Raw genomic sequence first — 14,987 nt, forward strand, 5'->3', positions numbered from 1 at the left:
CATTCTCTCTTAGCAGGTGGCAAAACAGTCCGAGGACAATTTGGCTGGGGCGCCAGGGATCGAACCTGGGAATGCCGGAATCAAAATCCGGTGCCTTACCGCTTGGCTACGCCCCAATAAATCAATGCTCGGCAGGATCATACAAGGGATGCTGATTTAACCCTTTGACCGCCCAGGACCGCCAGGATGGAGGCACCTGACTGGCGATGTTCCGGGCACTTTCAGCATCTTCGGCAACCCCGAAAACACAGGCACCACTGCCCGTCAAACGAACATCCCGCAAACTCTGGCTGCGCAGCCAGTGAATGGCATGTCCGACTTCCGGGTAACGGGCACATACAGTGCTTTCCAGGGTATTATTCATGGCCCCGCCGAGAAACGCGCCTATTGTGCTGGGCGGGTGCTGTCGTGTCAATTCTGGCGCGGTAAAAATTTCCCGGGTGCTGACCGCAATTCCGGGATGCACGAGCACATAATGGGATTCGGGCAGATTCTCCAGAGCGGTTAACTGTTCACCGATGCCTTCCGCCCAGGCGCTGCGCCCGAAAATGAAAATCGGCACATCGGCACCCAGCTGTTTCCCCAATGCCATCAATTCTTCGCGGCTATAACCGGTGCGCCAGAGGCGATTGAGCACGATCAGAGTACTGGCTGCATCGGAGGAACCGCCGCCAATTCCGCCCCCCAGCGGCAGCACCTTATGCATGTGAATATGGACGCCCTCGCGGATGCCGGCACTTTCCATCAGTAATCGGGCAGCACGAACAGTGAGATCCTCGGCTTCACTGACGCCTTCAGCGCCGCCAGTGCGGGAAAAAAGCCCCGGCGGCCGGGAGCTGAATTGTAGCTGATCGGCGAAATCGATGAACTGAAAAACCGTCTGTAATTCATGATAGCCGTCAGGGCGCTGGCCGATGACCCGGAGCATCAGGTTCAGTTTGGCCGGGGCAGGATAGCTGATGCTCATGGCTGCGCGCTGCGGCCCATTTGCCAGTGGGTAATGGCCATGCGCAAAGCGATGCCATCGGGACCATTGGCCTGTAATAATTGCGGCATGGTCAGTCCGCCGACCGGGGCATAGCGCAGATAATGCACCTGCCAGGAACCGCTGCGGAGAATTTGCGGTAATCCTGAAGCGTTATTAATGACGGTAGTGCTGTTGCCGGGTAAGCCTAGCATCCAGTCCGGCAGTTCCCGGGCGGGTAGGGTAACATGCAGCACCATGCTCAGCAGGGTCGACAGATTTTGGGCTTGGCGATGTTCGCCGGTAATAGTTTCCAGATGGGCCCCAGTAGCATCTACGGTGATACGCGCTACGGTTCTGCCCAGTGGGTCGTAAATGGAAAGCTCCTGAAGCTGGGGAGATTGTTCCCAGCGAAAGCCAAAGCTTTCATGGTGTTTGGGCGTGCTGAGGGCCGCCTCGCCACTGGCCCGCCAGTATTTCAGGCTGGTAATCACCTGATTGCGCTCGCTAGTGGGGAGCAGGGTGGAGGGGCCGGGGTGGATGGGCGTCACAGTGGCACAGCCTGCCAGGATCAGCCCCAGAAGAGATCCCGCCAAAAGGCGGGGCAGGGACGATCTGGTCACGGTCCGAGCAGGGGTTTTAAGAAAAGTTGAGCTCATGGCTGGCGGGAAAGTTCCTGGCGGAGAGAAGCGTCATTGGGGTTTTTATCCAGCGCCTGTTGCCAGGCGTCGCGGGCTTTCTGATATTGACCCAGTGCCCACAGGACGCGTCCCAGATGCAGGCTCAGTTCGGGGTCATCGGGCAGGGCCTGATGGGCTTTTTGCAGATATTCCAGGGCTTTTTGATTATCGCCCTGACGATGGTGGAGCCAGCCGATGCTATCAAGAATTTCCGGGTTGTCCGGTTCCAGTGTAATGGCCTTGTGCAGGAGTTTACCGGCTTCAGCCAGATCCTGATTTCTTTCTACCAAGCTGTAGCCCAGAAAATTGTAGGCCTGGGCATTATCGGGAGCGAGGTGGATCACCTGATGCATGGATTTCTCCATGGCCGGGTAATCCTGAAGCTGTTCCTGCACGGCACCCTGGGCATACCAGAGTTCGGCGCTGTCTGGCAGATGTTCCAGGGCTTTCTGGAGAATCTGCAGGGCTTGCTGAGGCTGACCACTGTTTTGCAGCAGATCTGCCTGGAGCAGGGGGATCTGGACTTCCTTGGGATGCGCCGCTGCCATTTTTTGCAGATGATCCAGGGCCTTCTGACGATCTCCCAGCAGATATTCCACCCGGGCAGTACGCAGTTCCACTTCGGGATACAGAGGGCCGGAGTGAATCTGCTGATACCATTGCAGGGCTTCTGCCCAATGGTCCTGGGCTTCGTACAATCGGCCCAGATAATAAATGGGCGCAGGAGACTGAGGCGCAAGATCGAGAGCGTGCTGGAGTTGGCTCTCGGCGGCTTGCCAATGCCGACGTTCCATTTCCATGATACCCAGAGACAACGCAATTTCCGGATTATCGGGATGTTGCCTGGCCATCTGCTGATACAGTCGGTAGGCTTGGGTCACGCCCCCCATTTTCAGGTATAAGGCTGCCAGGTACTGATGCGCCCGGATCGCATCGGGATGGCTGGCGGTAAAAGACTGGATACTATGCAGGGCAACTGTCGGGCCCTGAGTGGCTTGCAGGGCTTCTGCCAGGTGAATGGCCGCTTCCTGCCAATCAGGGCGGAGGCTGAGGGCTTTTTCCAGCCAGGAGATAGCGTGGTCAGGCTTGTTTTCTATCAGATCAATCCGGCCTAGCGTGTAGTAGGCACTGGCCGAATGGGGGTCTTTGTCTGCCAGGGCAGTTAATAATCGCCGGGCTTCGCCACTTTGTCCGTGAACAATGAGTAATTCGGAGAGTTGCAGGATGATTTTAGGATCGTTCGGAAACCGCGCCAGAGTGGCCTGGAGTAGTTGTATGGCTTGTTGTTCCTGGCCCTTGGTCAGCAGCAGGGCAGCTTCAAACTGATCGGCCTTGGCACCGTCGGGTACCCGTTCCCGCCATTGTTTGGCCAGCTTCAGGGCATCGTCAAAGTCACCAAAACGGGCAGTGACCTGGGTGGCACGCTCCAGCACATTGGCCTCGGGAGCGAGTTTGGCGGCCTCATTCCATGCCGGTATGGCCAGCTTGGGCTCCTGTTGGGTAGTGGCAAATTCGGCGACCAGCAGGTAATACAGTTGTTCGCCGGTCATTCCGGCGCTACTGGTATCGGCCAGAGCTTTTCCAGCGATGAGGCCAAGCAGTACCCCTGCCACCATACTGCCCAGCTTGCTTCTCATGCCCTCATGCTCCGGATTACCCATTTCAGCAGGCACAATAACTGCTGGCGCTGCGGCTTGCAATCCTGGGCGCGGTCGGCGACAATTCAGCCCCTCCAACGTCGCTCTGCAGGGACGGTTGCTGCCATTTTCTGTTTTGGTTTAAGTCATCATACGGCTCCGATTGCGGTTCGGGAAAAGGTTGCCTTTTCTCCGGAATCTCTGGCTGTGGCCCATCGTGATCTTCTCGATCAGGGGCTTGCCAAGGAAGCGCTGATTGTGTCCACCTGTAACCGCACCGAGATTTATGTGCATGGCGGGCATGGTCTGAATCGTCAGGCCCTACAGAATTGGCTGAGTGCTTTCCATCAGATAGATCCCCGCTCCCTGGATGGGCATGTGTACCACTCCAGCGATGCCGAAGCCGTGCGTCATTTGTTTCGGGTAGCCTGCGGTCTGGACTCCATGATCATTGGCGAACCCCAGATTTTGGGGCAGGTGAAAGATGCCTATCAGGTGGCTGCGGATACAGCCTCGGCGGGTCCGGTGCTCAATCGGCTGCTGCATTGGACTTTTCGGGTGGCCAAACGGGTACGTTCGGAAACGGCTATTGGTTCTGCTCCGGTGAGTGTGGCCTATGCGGCAGTGAGTTTGGCCAAGCAGTTGCTGGGAGGATTGGAAGGCCGTTCGGTGCTGCTGATCGGGGCCGGAGATACCATTGAGTTGGTCGCTACCCATTTGCGGGAGCATGGAGTAAGTACCTTTTCTGTGGCCAATCGCAGCTCGGAACGTGGAGAACAACTGGCGAGCAAGTTTGCCGGCAATGCGCATGCACTGGAAATGATTCCCAGCCTGCTCCATGAAGTGGATGTGGTGGTGAGCTGCACGGCCAGCAGTCAGCCTATAGTCAGTCGGGAGGCGGTATCGGCCGTCATGGCCCAGCGCGAACGTGGCGATTTGATGCTGGTGGATCTGGCGGTGCCTCGGGATATTGCCCCCGAGGTGGAAAGCATTGAAAAGTGTTATCTCTACACCCTGGATGATCTGAATGATATTGCCCAGGCGGGAATGCGCGCCCGGCGTGAAGCGGCAGCAGCGGCCGAGCTGATTATTGCCGATGAGGTCAGTCAATTTCAGCAGTGGCGAGAAAGTCTCGACGTAGTTCCTGCCATTCGTCGCCTGCGCGACCACGTCGAAGAACGTCGTTTGGACGAAGTACGGCGTTTTCAGCACTATCTGGATCAGGGTCAGGATCCTCATGCTGTCCTCGATGCCTTTTCCAAGGCGCTGATCAACAAGGTTCTGCATGACCCCATTGCAACCTTGCGGCAACCCTGTCAGGAAGCCACCAATGAAAGCCTGGTCGCCGCCCTGGATATTCTGTTTCATCTTAGCGACGCCGAGGGATGAGTCTCAGCCCGCGCTTGCAGGGCCAGCTGGAGCAATTGGCCTTCCGCTTTGAAGAATTAAGCCAAATGCTGGCCAGCCCCGATTTGCTCAATGATGCCCAGCGCTTTCAGACACTTTCCCGTGAGCTGGGCGACATCAGCCCCATACTCGATTTGTTGCGTCGCCATGAACAACGTCAGCGGGATCATGACGAAGCCGAAAAAATGCTGCTGGACGAACGGGACCCCGATTTGCGGGAAATGGCCCATGACGAACTTGCCGCTGCCCGGCATGATCTGGAGGCCCTGGAAGAATCCTTACGTTTGCGCCTGTTACCCAAAGATCCCAATGATGAGCGCAATGTTTTTGTGGAAATTCGCGCGGGCACGGGCGGGGAAGAAGCGGCCCTCTTTGCCGGAGACCTGTTGCGCATGTACACCCGCTATGCTGAAAGTCAGGGTTTTATGGTGCTGCTGTTGTCTGCCTCGGAGTCCGAGCGGGGCGGTTACAAGGAGGCGGTACTGGAAATCAGTGGGCGTGGTGCTTATTCACGGCTCAAGTTTGAATCCGGTGGACATCGTGTTCAGCGCGTGCCGGAAACTGAGGCCCAGGGTCGCATCCATACTTCTGCCTGTACGGTGGCAGTCTTGCCGGAAGTGGATACGGTCAGTGAAATCACCATCAACCCGGCAGATCTGCGCATTGATACTTTTCGTGCCAGTGGCGCTGGTGGTCAGCATGTCAACAAGACCGACTCGGCCATCCGGATTACCCACATCCCTTCAGGTCTGGTGGTGGCCTGTCAGGAAGATCGTTCCCAGCACAAGAACCGCGCCCGGGCCATGGCCCTGCTGCAAGCCCGGCTCCTGGAAATGGAGCAGGAAAAGCAGCAGAGTAGCGCCGCCCAGACCCGACGTTTGCTGATTGGTTCGGGGGATCGTTCCGAACGGATTCGCACCTATAATTTCCCCCAAGGGCGTCTGACCGATCATCGCATCAATCTCACCCTTTACCGGCTGGAAGCCATTCTGGCGGGGGATCTCGATGCAGTCATTGAACCCTTGATCAAGGAATACCAGGCCGATTTGCTGCAAAATCTGGGTGATGACTAATCTTCAGGAATGGCAACGCCGGATGCATGCGCAGTTGGCGAGCGTGTCCGATCAGCCCGCCCAGGAAGCCCGCTGGCTGATGGCCCAGAGTCTGGGGCTGCGCCCCACCGAGTTATTGGTCAATGCCCATCAAGTCCTGAGTTCTGATCAGGAATACGCTCTGCAAAAACGGCTGGATGAACGCCTCCGGGGCGTACCCTTGGCTTATTGTCTGGGTGAATGGTCCTTTTATGGGCTTGATCTGGAAGTGAATGCGGCTGTCTTGATACCACGACCTGACAGCGAGTTGCTAATCCATCTGGCGCTGGCGGAGGCCGTTCCCGAGCATGAAATGCAGATCCTGGATCTGGGTACCGGGTCTGGCGCATTGGCGCTGGCACTGGCGGTAGCCCGACCACAAGCTCGAGTTTTTGCGGTGGAGCAAAGTCTGGAGGCACTGGCCGTAGCCCGGCGCAATGGCGAGAGATTGGGCGCAAAGGTGGTGTGGCTGGAAGGGGATTGGTTCGCGCCCCTGGATCCGGCCCTGCGTTTTGACTGGATCGTGTCCAATCCACCCTATCTTGCCAGTGCCGACCCCCATTTGCCGGAACTGCAGCATGAACCCCTGGCGGCGCTGGTGGCCGGACCCAGTGGCCTGGAGTGTCTGGAAAGCATCATTCAGGGTGCCGGGAAGCACTTGCACCCCGGCGGCCAAATTTTCCTGGAGCATGGTTGGGAACAGGGGGCTGCCGTGCGCAAGCTCTTGCGCACCCGGGATTTCCAGCAGGTGCAGACCCATGCGGACATCGCCGGTCGGGAACGGGTGACGACCGCCAGGAGCCCGAATCATGCCTGAATTGCCAGAGGTAGAAGTCACCCGCTTGGGTATCAGTCCCCATCTCGTCGGAAAAACCCTGCAGGGGGCCATTGTTCGTGAGCCGCGCCTGCGTCTCGCCGTAAATCCTGATCTGGATGCGCGCATCGCCGGTCAGCCGCTCCGGCAAATACGCCGGCGTGGCAAATATTTGCTGCTGGATATCGATAGTGGCAGCATCATGATTCATTTGGGCATGAGTGGCCACTTGCGGGTGCTCCCCCGGGAAACTCCAGTAGTCAAACATGATCATGTAGACCTGCTGTTCAGTCAGGATATCTGCTTGCGCTTTCATGATCCCCGGCGTTTTGGTGTGTTGTGCTGGCTGGAAGCCGCCGATGCCCACCCACTGATCTCCCGCCTGGGCCCGGAACCTCTGGGCCCGGAGTTTTCTGGAGATTACCTTTATGTCCACAGTCGGCAGCGTCAGATTCCGGTCAAGGCCTTTTTGATGGATGCCCATCAGGTAGTGGGTGTGGGGAATATTTACGCCAATGAGGCCCTGTTTGACGCAGGTATCGATCCCCGTCGTCCAGCCGGGCGGATTTCTCTGGAGCGCTACCGGCGCCTGGCCGAAGCGGTGCGCAGAGTGCTGGAGGCAGCGATTCAGCAGGGCGGCACCACGCTGCGGGATTTTACCCAGCCGGATGGCAGAAACGGCTATTTTCGACTATCTCTGGCGGTATACGGACGAGAAGGACAAGCCTGTATCCGCTGCGGAAAAATCCTGCAGGGAATACGCATCGGAGGGCGGGCAACGACTTATTGTTCCCATTGTCAGCATTAAAACCAGGGAGTGAATAATGAGCGCTGCGCAGTCGATGACCCAATCCCCCATTCTGGAAGGCCTTTCGGCGTTAAATCGTTGGCGGCAGGAGCTGGTTGGCGGCCTGCATGAAATGGCGGCACTCACGGCCGATCTGGGCTTGCTGCCCAGTGGCACCATGCTGCAACTGGAAACCCTGGCTTATGATACGGAACAGGACAGTTTGCGAATTGCTTTTGTCGGAGAGTTTTCCCGGGGCAAGACCGAACTGATCAATGCCCTGTTTTTTTCTGACATGGGGCAACGGCTTCTGCCCTCCAGTTCCGGTCAGACCACCATGTGTCCCGTGGAAATTCGCGGTGCCCCCCAGGGACGTCCCGGACTGCAGCTTTTACCCATAGCCAGTCGCAGTCTGGATGTCAGTATTGAAAAGCTCAAAAAAGCGGGTAGTGCCTGGCGCAAGTTTCCCTTGTCCCTGGAGGACAAAAAGGAGCGCTCCGAGTCTCTGGCGCATCTGACAGAAACCGTCTGCGTGGCCGTAGAAGATGCCCGTCGCATCGGTCTTTGTCCGCCGCTTAACCGGACCCCCAAAAATCGCGAGCGGACTGTCTGTCCTTCCTGCGGATTGGGCAAGGTGCTGATTCCCCGCTGGCGGCATGCCATTGTTTATCTGGCCCATCCGGTCCTGGATGCGGGCCTGACCGTGCTGGATACGCCCGGCTTGAATGCGATTGGTGCCGAACCCGAGCTGACTTTCAGTATGCTGGCCGACGCCGACGCCATCGTCTTTCTGTTGGGGGCGGATACCGGGGTGACGCAAAGCGATCTGATGATCTGGGACCAGTATCTGCTGCGTAATGCCCATCAAAAACAAATCGTGCTTCTGAACAAAATCGATGCCCTTTGGGACGAATTGCGAGACTGGGACGATATTCAACAGGAAATTGCCCGGCAGGTAGAAAATACCGCGACCCGCTTGCGGATCAGTCCCGCCCAGGTCATTCCGGTGTCCGGTCAGAAAGGCTTGGTGGCGCGCATCCGTCAGGACGCAGATCTACTGCAACGCAGTGGCATGGCCGAGTTGGAACGATCCATTGTGGACGTACTGCTTCCGGCACGCCATGAAGCCATTAAAGACAAATGCCGGACTCAGATTGAAAGAGCGGTTCTCGATCAAAAAAATATTCTTCAGGATCAACGCCACCGTTTGCTGGCCCAAATGGAAAGTGTCCAGAGCCTCAAGGACCGTACCGCCGAAAAAATCCCCAAATTAGTGAAGCAGCATCAGCTGCTGCTGAAAAACTTCGAAGCCGACCGGCAGGCGTTTGAAGAGAAAAAAGCCCAGTTTCGTCAGGCCGTTGAAGAAGCGCTGTTAATTCCGCTGGCACCCAATAGCTTCGATTTAATCATCAGTAATGCCAAGGCGGAAATGCTCTCAGCCTGGACCACTGCTGGAATTGTCGAACGCTTCCGGCAGTTTTTCAGTGAAGCCATTGCGCACTTTGACCGGGCTCTGGAGGGCGCACAAAAAGTCTCAGCCATGGTGGCCGAAGAATACCAGTCCTTGCAGAAGCGCTACCGCCTACCACCGTTGCGGGCTGTACCCTATGCCATGATGCCCAGACGTGCAGAGTTGATGGATATGTCAGAAAATTATGAGCGTTTTGGCATGATGCTGGAAATCGCGGTGAATACCCAGAGTGCGGTGGTGCGCAAGGCATTTCTGACCGTGGCCAGCCGTACCCGGGACTTTGTCGTGGAAACCCGCCGCGAAGCCGAAAACTGGGTGGATGAAATCATGGCCGTCATGAATCAACAGCTTCAGCTTTTTCATCAGAACGCCGAAGATGAACTGAGTGCTTTGCAGAATATCGCCACAACAATGGGTAATATTGACACCCGCGTAGAGCAGCTGGAGCAGAATATTATCGAACTCCAGGCACAAAGTGATCGATTGGATCGGCAGTCTGCGCCCCTGCTGACGCTGCTCAGGGAGCCCTTCAGGCCTGTCCGGTAAGCTGGAGAAACTTGTCTTGCAACTGCTCGGGGGACTCCGCATGTTCGGGGTCCTTGCTGATGCAATCCACCGGGCATACCTCCATGCACTGGGGTGTATCGTAATGCCCCACGCATTCGGTACAAAGAGCGGGGTCAATCACATATATATGCGCACCCATGCTGATGGCGCTGTTGGGACATTCAGGTTCACAGACATCGCAGTTGATACAGTTGTCATCAATACGCAGAGACATGCCTTACTCCTTGGACCAATTCTATATTCTACTTTCCTGAAGGACGGTGGTCCACCCTGTCACTGAACTGCTGTTTCAGGGCCCGGGCCACGGCAGGCTGGACAAAGGCGCTGACATCGCCGCCCAGGCGACTGATTTCCCGGACCAGGCTGGAAGAAAGGAAGGTATGCTGGTCGGAAGTCATCAAAAACAGAGTTTCAATTTGCGCGTCCATACGTCGATTGATGGAAGCCAGCTGAAACTCGTGTTCAAAATCCGAAATGGCCCGCAGGCCCCGCAAAATCAGATGGGTTTTTTCTTCTTCCAGGAGATGAATCAGCAAACCCGAAAAGGCACGCACCCGGACTCCCGGTATGCCAGCCAGGGTCTCCCGGGCCAGAGCGACCCTATCCTCTAAAGAAAATATGGGGTTTTTAGGCGTTTCCGCCGCGATGGCGACCACAACCTCATCAAAAAGCAGGGCGGCACGGCGCACCAGATCTTCATGCCCGTGGGTGATGGGGTCAAAGGTGCCGGGATAAATGATGCGTCTTGGCTGGGTTGAGCTACTCATGCCTCATCCATATTCTCCTGCTGCTTGCAGTACAAAGTATAAAAGGTCTCGCCACAATGGCCGTGCCGATAGGCTTGCCAGCCGGTCGGAATGTCTGCTTCCTGCCATTGCTCGGTGGCCGAACTTTCCAGGTACAGCCAGCGAGGGGTGGGGAAGGTGGCCGTGGAACGCAACGCACCGGCCAGGCGGCGAGGCCAGCCCTGATCAAAGGGTGGGTCAGCGAATACTATATCAAAGGGACGGTGATCCTGCTGCAAATAAAGCAGTGCATCCTTGCCCGCCAGCTGACTCTCGGCCATCCCGCAGACCTGCAGGTTGCGTAACAATAAGGCGCGATGTTGCGGATTTTTTTCCACAAAAACCACCTCTCCGGCATTGCGCGACCAGGCTTCCAGGCCCAGGGCACCACTGCCGGCAAAGAGGTCCAGTACCCGCGCTCCGGAAACGGCGCCCCCCAACCAGTTAAAAAGGCGTTCCCGCACGATTCCCGGGGTGGGTCTGACGCCAGGTCCAGAGGGCGTCAGCAGGCTGCGCCCCCGACAGTGACCCGCAATAATCCGCACAGTCATCCATATCTCCGTTGGATTTTGCCCATATAACAGGAGGTTTGCGCCTGTGCATTGTTCGGCAGGCGGCTTCGGTGGATAATGTCAGGGTTCATGATATGTGAGGTTCTGTAAACTCGATGGTTTTTAACTGGTTCAAGCGTAACAAAAGCCCCTCTCCGGAGGAACTGAGTGAAGCCTCCGAAACCGCTGCTACTCACCGGGAATCGGAAGCGCCGGCCGAGGGCCATATTCCTGAAGTGCTGGAGCCAGAAACAAAATCAGCAGAAACCGACAAAGTTGCCGCTTCTCCATCAGATCAGCTGCCCGAACTTCTGCCAGAAGACGCCGCCGAAAAAATATCCCAGTCATCTGGAGGAGATGATCTGTCCCCTCCGGTTGCAGACAGCGCTCCGCCTAAAAGTATGTTTGCGCGTTTGCGCGAGGGCCTGAGTCGCAGTCGCGAACAGTTTACCGAAGGTGTGGGCCGGCTCGTGCTGGGCAAGAAGGTCATCGACGATGAATTGCTGGAAGATCTGGAGGCCTTACTTTTACAGGCCGATCTGGGCTCAGCGGCGACCCTGGAAATCATGTCGGCCGTGACTGAAAAGGTCCGTCGTAAGGAATTGACAGACCCCGCCGTACTCAAAAAAGCCCTGCGCAGTGCCCTTCTCGATATTCTGCAACCCCGCGCTGAAACCTGGGCACCTGAAAAAGGACGAACCCAGGTGCTGATGATGGTCGGCATCAATGGTGCGGGAAAAACCACGACCACCGGTAAACTCGCCGCCCGCTGGAAAGCGGAAGGTTTTTCCCTGGTGCTGGCTGCGGGTGACACCTTCCGGGCAGCGGCGGTGGAACAATTACAAGGCTGGGGCCAGCGCGTACAGGTGCCGGTGGTTGCCCAGGGAACCGGCGCCGATAGTGCCTCGGTGATTTTTGATGCCTTTACCGCCGCCCGCGCCCGGGACACCGACCTACTCATTGCCGATACGGCTGGGCGTTTGCATACCCAGAATCATTTGATGGAAGAACTCAAAAAGGTCAAGCGGGTACTGGGCAAGCAGGACCCGGATGCTCCCCATCAGGTCTGGCTGGTGCTAGATGCCGGCACTGGACAGAATGCCCTCAATCAGGCCCAGCAGTTTCACGAAGCTATTGGCCTGACTGGTATTTGTATTACCAAGCTGGATGGGACCGCCAAGGGTGGGGTGGTGGCCGCCATTGCCAAGGCCCTGCCTATTCCGATTCGTTATATCGGCATGGGTGAACAGGTGGCCGACCTGCGTCCCTTTGATCCTGAATCGTTTGTGGATGCTCTCTTCGCGGAGTCGAAGTCATGATTGAATTTATCAATGTTACCAAGCACTATCCCGGTCGTCATCATGTGCTCCGCGAGCTGAATCTCAAGCTCCCGACCGGACAGATGGCTTTGCTGACCGGTCCTTCCGGAGCCGGCAAAAGCACCTTGCTGAAATTGCTGCTGCGTCTGGAAGATGTGAGCCACGGTACGTTGATGGTCAATGGTGTGGATGTGTCGACCCTGAAAAAACGCCACATACCTGCTTATCGGCGGCGCATCGGCGTGGTTTTTCAGGACCACAAATTGTTGATGGATCGTGATGTATTCAGCAATGTCGCCCTGACCCTGCAGGTCAGTGGCATGCATGCCAAGCTGATTCAAAACCGGGTACGTGCCGCCCTGGAAAAAGTCGGCCTGGGAAATCGGATTCACAACATGCCGGCAACCCTGTCGGGAGGCGAACAGCAGCGGGTGGGCATTGCCCGGGCTATTGTCCATACCCCGGAAATTCTTTTGGCAGACGAGCCTACCGGCAATCTCGACGGTTCCTTGAGCACGGAAATTCTCGATATGTTCCGGGACTTTCATCAACATGGCACCACCGTTCTGGTGGCAACCCATGACCAGACCCAGGTCGAGCGTCTGGGGCTGCCGGTATTTCATCTGGAGCAAGGCATGCTGCAGAATTCTCAGGAGAAGTCCGCGTGAGTGCCATACATATTCGTCTGGAAGCCGCCCAAAACGCCCTGCACACCCTGGTCAAGCAGCCACTGGCGACGCTGATGACCATTTTCGCCCTGGCCATTGTGCTGGCGCTTCCCGTCGGTCTTTTTGCCGCCTTGAATAATCTCCAGCAATTGCTGGGACAGTGGCGGGACCAGGCGCAGATTTCCCTGTTTCTGCATCAGGACGCCACCGAGCAGGATGTCCAGCAACTTCAGAAACAGCTCCAGAGCAGTACCGGGGTCGTCAATGTCCGCTATGTGGGTAAGTCTGCAGCCCTCCAGGAATTTGAGAAAAATGCCGGCATGACCGCAGCCATCAAGATTCTCGGTGAAAATCCCCTGCCGGCTTCATTTATTGTCGAGTTGAATCCCTTATCCGAAAGCCCCGCTGCCCTGCAGGCGCAGATCCAGTCCTGGGCACGTTTGCCTGGCGTTGCCAGCGCCCAATCGGATCTGCATTGGGTGGCGCGCCTCCAGGCAATTCTCGCCCTGGGGAAAACCGCCGTCTGGATTCTCGCCATCATGTTGGCCGTTGGCGCCATTCTGGTCATGGGCAATACTATTCGTCTGCATATAGCCCAGCGCCGCGATGAAATTGATATTGCCAGTTTGGTGGGGGCCACTCGCGCTTTCATTCGCCGACCTTTTCTTTATCAGGGGCTGATTCAGGGCGCCATCGCTGGTATTTTAGCCTGGATCATCATTGCCATTACCATCGCGATTTTGCAGGGACCGGTAGATCGTCTGGCTACCCTCTACGGCACGCGCTTTGAACTTTTGGGACTGACAGGCTTGGAAGGATTGATTCTGATTGCCATCAGCGCCATCCTCGGCTGGCTGGGCTCCCGACTTGCCGTAGGCCAACATCTCGACCATACTTTTTCTTAAAAAGGCAGAAAGCCCTTGAAAAGGCTTTACGTGATCCCCAACTGTTCATTAAGTAGTGTCTGCGTACTGTTTTGCGGCTTGGAACTTACGACAGATATTGAGAGTCCAAGGTATCATGATTGTCATGAGGACAAAATATGAATGAACTTGCTATAGCCAGTAGGGATTTGGTCAGCACCGACGGGCTGGCGGCATACCTGCGTTTCGTCAATGCCCAGCCGATGCTGGAGCCTGAAGAAGAGCGGGATCTGGCTCTGCGACTGCGCGATCATGATGATGTCGAAGCAGCCAAATCTCTGGTGCTCAGTCACCTGCGTTTTGTGGTGCGCATTGCTCGGGGATATCGGGGCTACGGCCTTCAGGAAGCAGACCTGATTCAGGAGGGTAATATTGGCCTGATGAAGGCGGTCAAACGCTATGATCCAGATCATGGTGTGCGTCTGGTGTCTTTTGCCGTGCATTGGGTCAAGGCAGAAATACATGAGTTCATTTTGCGTAACTGGCGGATTGTCAAAGTGGCGACCACCAAAGCCCAGCGCAAGCTTTTCTTTAACCTGCGTTCCAGTCGTACTCACACCGGCTGGCTGAGTGGGGAAGAAAGTGCTGCCATTGCCGAAGACTTGGGTGTGACTCAGGAACAGGTCCTGGAAATGGAAGGTCGTATGACCGGTCACGATTACTCCCTGAACATGGAGCCCGATGAAGAGAGCGGAAATTCCCGAGTAATGGAACTGGCCGATCCCGCGGATTCAACGGTAGATCAACTGTTCGCCCGGGATTGGGATGACCATCAGCATGCCGCCTTGCAGCGTGCGTTGTCAGCCCTGCCTCAGCGGGATCGTTATATCATCGAAAATCGCTGGCTCAGTGAGGAACCCAAGACCTTGCAGGTGCTCGGCGATGAGCTCGGTGTTTCTGCCGAACGCATCCGCCAGCTGGAAAAAAGCAGCATGAACAAGTTGCGCCAGAAAATGCTGGCGCTGAGTTCGGCGGCCTGAGCGGATGCTGCTGTTTCATATTGATGACGCAGGACGGTGGCCGAATCTCCTGGCCAATGTGCGTAACGCGGCGGCGGCGGATCCGGGTCGGGCTTTGCGCGTCATTGCCAACGGCCAGTCCCCGGTTTCTCTGTGGGCGCATGGACACTGGCGGCGGGAAATCGAAGAACGGATTACCGCTGGTTTAACTGTGGATTTCTGTGAAAACAGTCTGCGTAACATGGGCCTGGATCCCGCTACCCGACCAGCAGGGAGTCATCTGGTGCCTGCCGGTGTCATTGCCATTGCCGAAGCTCAGGCAGCAGGGGCCTTGTATATCAAGCCCTGATTGTTCAATCAGGGC

Annotated in this window: 16 protein-coding genes and 1 tRNA gene; 10 read left to right on the forward strand and 7 right to left on the reverse strand. The window is 56.6% G+C overall.

Features of this window, described 5'->3' with window-relative positions:
* Nucleotides 1-41 precede the first annotated feature (41 nt).
* From B1757_RS07770 to B1757_RS07785, 4 genes are all read right to left on the reverse strand, one after another.
* Nucleotides 42-116: transfer RNA gene (locus B1757_RS07770), tRNA-Gln, on the reverse strand.
* Between the two features lie 5 nt (nucleotides 117-121).
* On the reverse strand, nucleotides 122-967 hold the full coding sequence (ispE, locus tag B1757_RS07775; RefSeq protein ID WP_101537769.1) for a 4-(cytidine 5'-diphospho)-2-C-methyl-D-erythritol kinase: 846 nt from the start codon (nucleotides 965-967) through the stop codon (nucleotides 122-124).
* Complete coding sequence (gene lolB / locus B1757_RS07780; RefSeq protein ID WP_101537770.1) at nucleotides 964-1,623, reverse strand: lipoprotein insertase outer membrane protein LolB; 660 nt, start codon at nucleotides 1,621-1,623, stop codon at nucleotides 964-966. The genes ispE and lolB overlap by 4 nt, the downstream gene beginning before the upstream one ends.
* Nucleotides 1,620-3,281: a tetratricopeptide repeat protein gene (locus tag B1757_RS07785; RefSeq protein WP_101537818.1), complete on the reverse strand. Its 1,662-nt coding sequence runs from the start codon at nucleotides 3,279-3,281 to the stop codon at nucleotides 1,620-1,622. The genes lolB and B1757_RS07785 overlap by 4 nt, the downstream gene beginning before the upstream one ends.
* A gap of 57 nt (nucleotides 3,282-3,338) precedes the next feature.
* Here B1757_RS07785 and hemA point away from each other — a divergent pair, with 57 nt between their 5' ends.
* From hemA to B1757_RS07810, 5 genes are read left to right on the forward strand one after another with little or no spacing between them, the layout of a single operon-like run.
* A complete protein-coding gene (gene hemA / locus B1757_RS07790) occupies nucleotides 3,339-4,670 on the forward strand; it encodes a glutamyl-tRNA reductase (protein ID WP_101537771.1) in 1,332 nt (443 codons plus the stop codon).
* Nucleotides 4,667-5,761 (forward strand): peptide chain release factor 1, encoded by a 1,095-nt coding sequence (prfA, locus tag B1757_RS07795; RefSeq protein ID WP_101537772.1) that lies wholly within the window; start codon nucleotides 4,667-4,669, stop codon nucleotides 5,759-5,761. The genes hemA and prfA overlap by 4 nt, the downstream gene beginning before the upstream one ends.
* A complete protein-coding gene (gene prmC / locus B1757_RS07800) occupies nucleotides 5,754-6,596 on the forward strand; it encodes a peptide chain release factor N(5)-glutamine methyltransferase (protein WP_101537773.1) in 843 nt (280 codons plus the stop codon). Before prfA ends, prmC begins: the two co-directional genes overlap by 8 nt.
* Complete coding sequence (gene mutM / locus B1757_RS07805) at nucleotides 6,589-7,401, forward strand: bifunctional DNA-formamidopyrimidine glycosylase/DNA-(apurinic or apyrimidinic site) lyase (protein ID WP_101537774.1); 813 nt, start codon at nucleotides 6,589-6,591, stop codon at nucleotides 7,399-7,401. The genes prmC and mutM overlap by 8 nt, the downstream gene beginning before the upstream one ends.
* A 16-nt stretch (nucleotides 7,402-7,417) precedes the next feature.
* Nucleotides 7,418-9,397: a dynamin family protein gene (locus tag B1757_RS07810; RefSeq protein ID WP_101537775.1), complete on the forward strand. Its 1,980-nt coding sequence runs from the start codon at nucleotides 7,418-7,420 to the stop codon at nucleotides 9,395-9,397.
* On the opposite strand, the gene B1757_RS07815 is transcribed toward B1757_RS07810, so the two are convergent.
* Genes B1757_RS07815 through rsmD form a run of 3 tightly spaced genes read right to left on the reverse strand, consistent with a single transcriptional unit; the run spans nucleotide 9,381 to nucleotide 10,754 of the window.
* Nucleotides 9,381-9,632 carry a YfhL family 4Fe-4S dicluster ferredoxin gene (locus B1757_RS07815; protein WP_101537776.1) on the reverse strand — a complete coding sequence of 84 codons (252 nt, stop codon included), beginning with the start codon at nucleotides 9,630-9,632 and terminating at the stop codon, nucleotides 9,381-9,383. The genes B1757_RS07810 and B1757_RS07815 overlap by 17 nt on opposite strands.
* A 28-nt stretch (nucleotides 9,633-9,660) precedes the next feature.
* Entirely contained in the window at nucleotides 9,661-10,185 is a 525-nt protein-coding gene (coaD, locus tag B1757_RS07820; protein ID WP_101537777.1) for a pantetheine-phosphate adenylyltransferase, read from the reverse strand.
* Entirely contained in the window at nucleotides 10,182-10,754 is a 573-nt protein-coding gene (gene rsmD, locus B1757_RS07825; RefSeq protein WP_101537778.1) for a 16S rRNA (guanine(966)-N(2))-methyltransferase RsmD, read from the reverse strand. The genes coaD and rsmD overlap by 4 nt, the downstream gene beginning before the upstream one ends.
* 116 nt (nucleotides 10,755-10,870) lie before the next feature.
* Between rsmD and ftsY the strand changes: the two genes are divergently transcribed.
* The 5 genes from ftsY to B1757_RS07850 all read left to right on the forward strand — a co-directional run bounded on the left by ftsY (nucleotide 10,871) and on the right by B1757_RS07850 (nucleotide 14,972).
* Entirely contained in the window at nucleotides 10,871-12,073 is a 1,203-nt protein-coding gene (gene ftsY / locus B1757_RS07830; RefSeq protein ID WP_101537779.1) for a signal recognition particle-docking protein FtsY, read from the forward strand.
* A complete protein-coding gene (gene ftsE / locus B1757_RS07835) occupies nucleotides 12,070-12,741 on the forward strand; it encodes a cell division ATP-binding protein FtsE (protein WP_101537780.1) in 672 nt (223 codons plus the stop codon). Before ftsY ends, ftsE begins: the two co-directional genes overlap by 4 nt.
* On the forward strand, nucleotides 12,738-13,646 hold the full coding sequence (gene ftsX / locus B1757_RS07840; protein ID WP_253253775.1) for a permease-like cell division protein FtsX: 909 nt from the start codon (nucleotides 12,738-12,740) through the stop codon (nucleotides 13,644-13,646). The genes ftsE and ftsX overlap by 4 nt, the downstream gene beginning before the upstream one ends.
* Nucleotides 13,647-13,783: 137 nt before the next feature.
* Nucleotides 13,784-14,644: an RNA polymerase sigma factor RpoH gene (rpoH, locus tag B1757_RS07845; RefSeq protein ID WP_101537781.1), complete on the forward strand. Its 861-nt coding sequence runs from the start codon at nucleotides 13,784-13,786 to the stop codon at nucleotides 14,642-14,644.
* Nucleotides 14,645-14,648: 4 nt separating this feature from the next.
* Nucleotides 14,649-14,972, forward strand: a complete 324-nt coding sequence (locus B1757_RS07850) for a hypothetical protein (protein ID WP_101537782.1) — start codon at nucleotides 14,649-14,651, stop codon at nucleotides 14,970-14,972.
* Nucleotides 14,973-14,987 lie beyond the last annotated feature (15 nt).

The organism is Acidithiobacillus marinus (assembly GCF_002847505.1).
In the GTDB taxonomy this organism is placed as follows: Bacteria; Pseudomonadota; Gammaproteobacteria; order Acidithiobacillales; family Acidithiobacillaceae; genus Acidithiobacillus; species Acidithiobacillus marinus.

What these genes read in the sequence shown, in the direction of transcription:
- ispE (WP_101537769.1), bottom strand. Translation starts at nt 967, where the DNA reads ATGAGCATCAGCTATCCTGCCCCGGCCAAACTGAACCTGATGCTCCGG.
- lolB (WP_101537770.1), bottom strand. Translation starts at nt 1,623, where the DNA reads ATGAGCTCAACTTTTCTTAAAACCCCTGCTCGGACCGTGACCAGATCG.
- B1757_RS07785 (WP_101537818.1), bottom strand. Translation starts at nt 3,281, where the DNA reads ATGAGAAGCAAGCTGGGCAGTATGGTGGCAGGGGTACTGCTTGGCCTC.
- prfA (WP_101537772.1), top strand. Translation starts at nt 4,667, where the DNA reads ATGAGTCTCAGCCCGCGCTTGCAGGGCCAGCTGGAGCAATTGGCCTTC.
- prmC (WP_101537773.1), top strand. Translation starts at nt 5,754, where the DNA reads ATGACTAATCTTCAGGAATGGCAACGCCGGATGCATGCGCAGTTGGCG.
- mutM (WP_101537774.1), top strand. Translation starts at nt 6,589, where the DNA reads ATGCCTGAATTGCCAGAGGTAGAAGTCACCCGCTTGGGTATCAGTCCC.
- B1757_RS07810 (WP_101537775.1), top strand. Translation starts at nt 7,418, where the DNA reads ATGAGCGCTGCGCAGTCGATGACCCAATCCCCCATTCTGGAAGGCCTT.
- B1757_RS07815 (WP_101537776.1), bottom strand. Translation starts at nt 9,632, where the DNA reads ATGTCTCTGCGTATTGATGACAACTGTATCAACTGCGATGTCTGTGAA.
- coaD (WP_101537777.1), bottom strand. Translation starts at nt 10,185, where the DNA reads ATGAGTAGCTCAACCCAGCCAAGACGCATCATTTATCCCGGCACCTTT.
- rsmD (WP_101537778.1), bottom strand. Translation starts at nt 10,754, where the DNA reads ATGACTGTGCGGATTATTGCGGGTCACTGTCGGGGGCGCAGCCTGCTG.
- ftsY (WP_101537779.1), top strand. Translation starts at nt 10,871, where the DNA reads ATGGTTTTTAACTGGTTCAAGCGTAACAAAAGCCCCTCTCCGGAGGAA.
- ftsE (WP_101537780.1), top strand. Translation starts at nt 12,070, where the DNA reads ATGATTGAATTTATCAATGTTACCAAGCACTATCCCGGTCGTCATCAT.
- rpoH (WP_101537781.1), top strand. Translation starts at nt 13,784, where the DNA reads ATGAATGAACTTGCTATAGCCAGTAGGGATTTGGTCAGCACCGACGGG.
- B1757_RS07850 (WP_101537782.1), top strand. Translation starts at nt 14,649, where the DNA reads ATGCTGCTGTTTCATATTGATGACGCAGGACGGTGGCCGAATCTCCTG.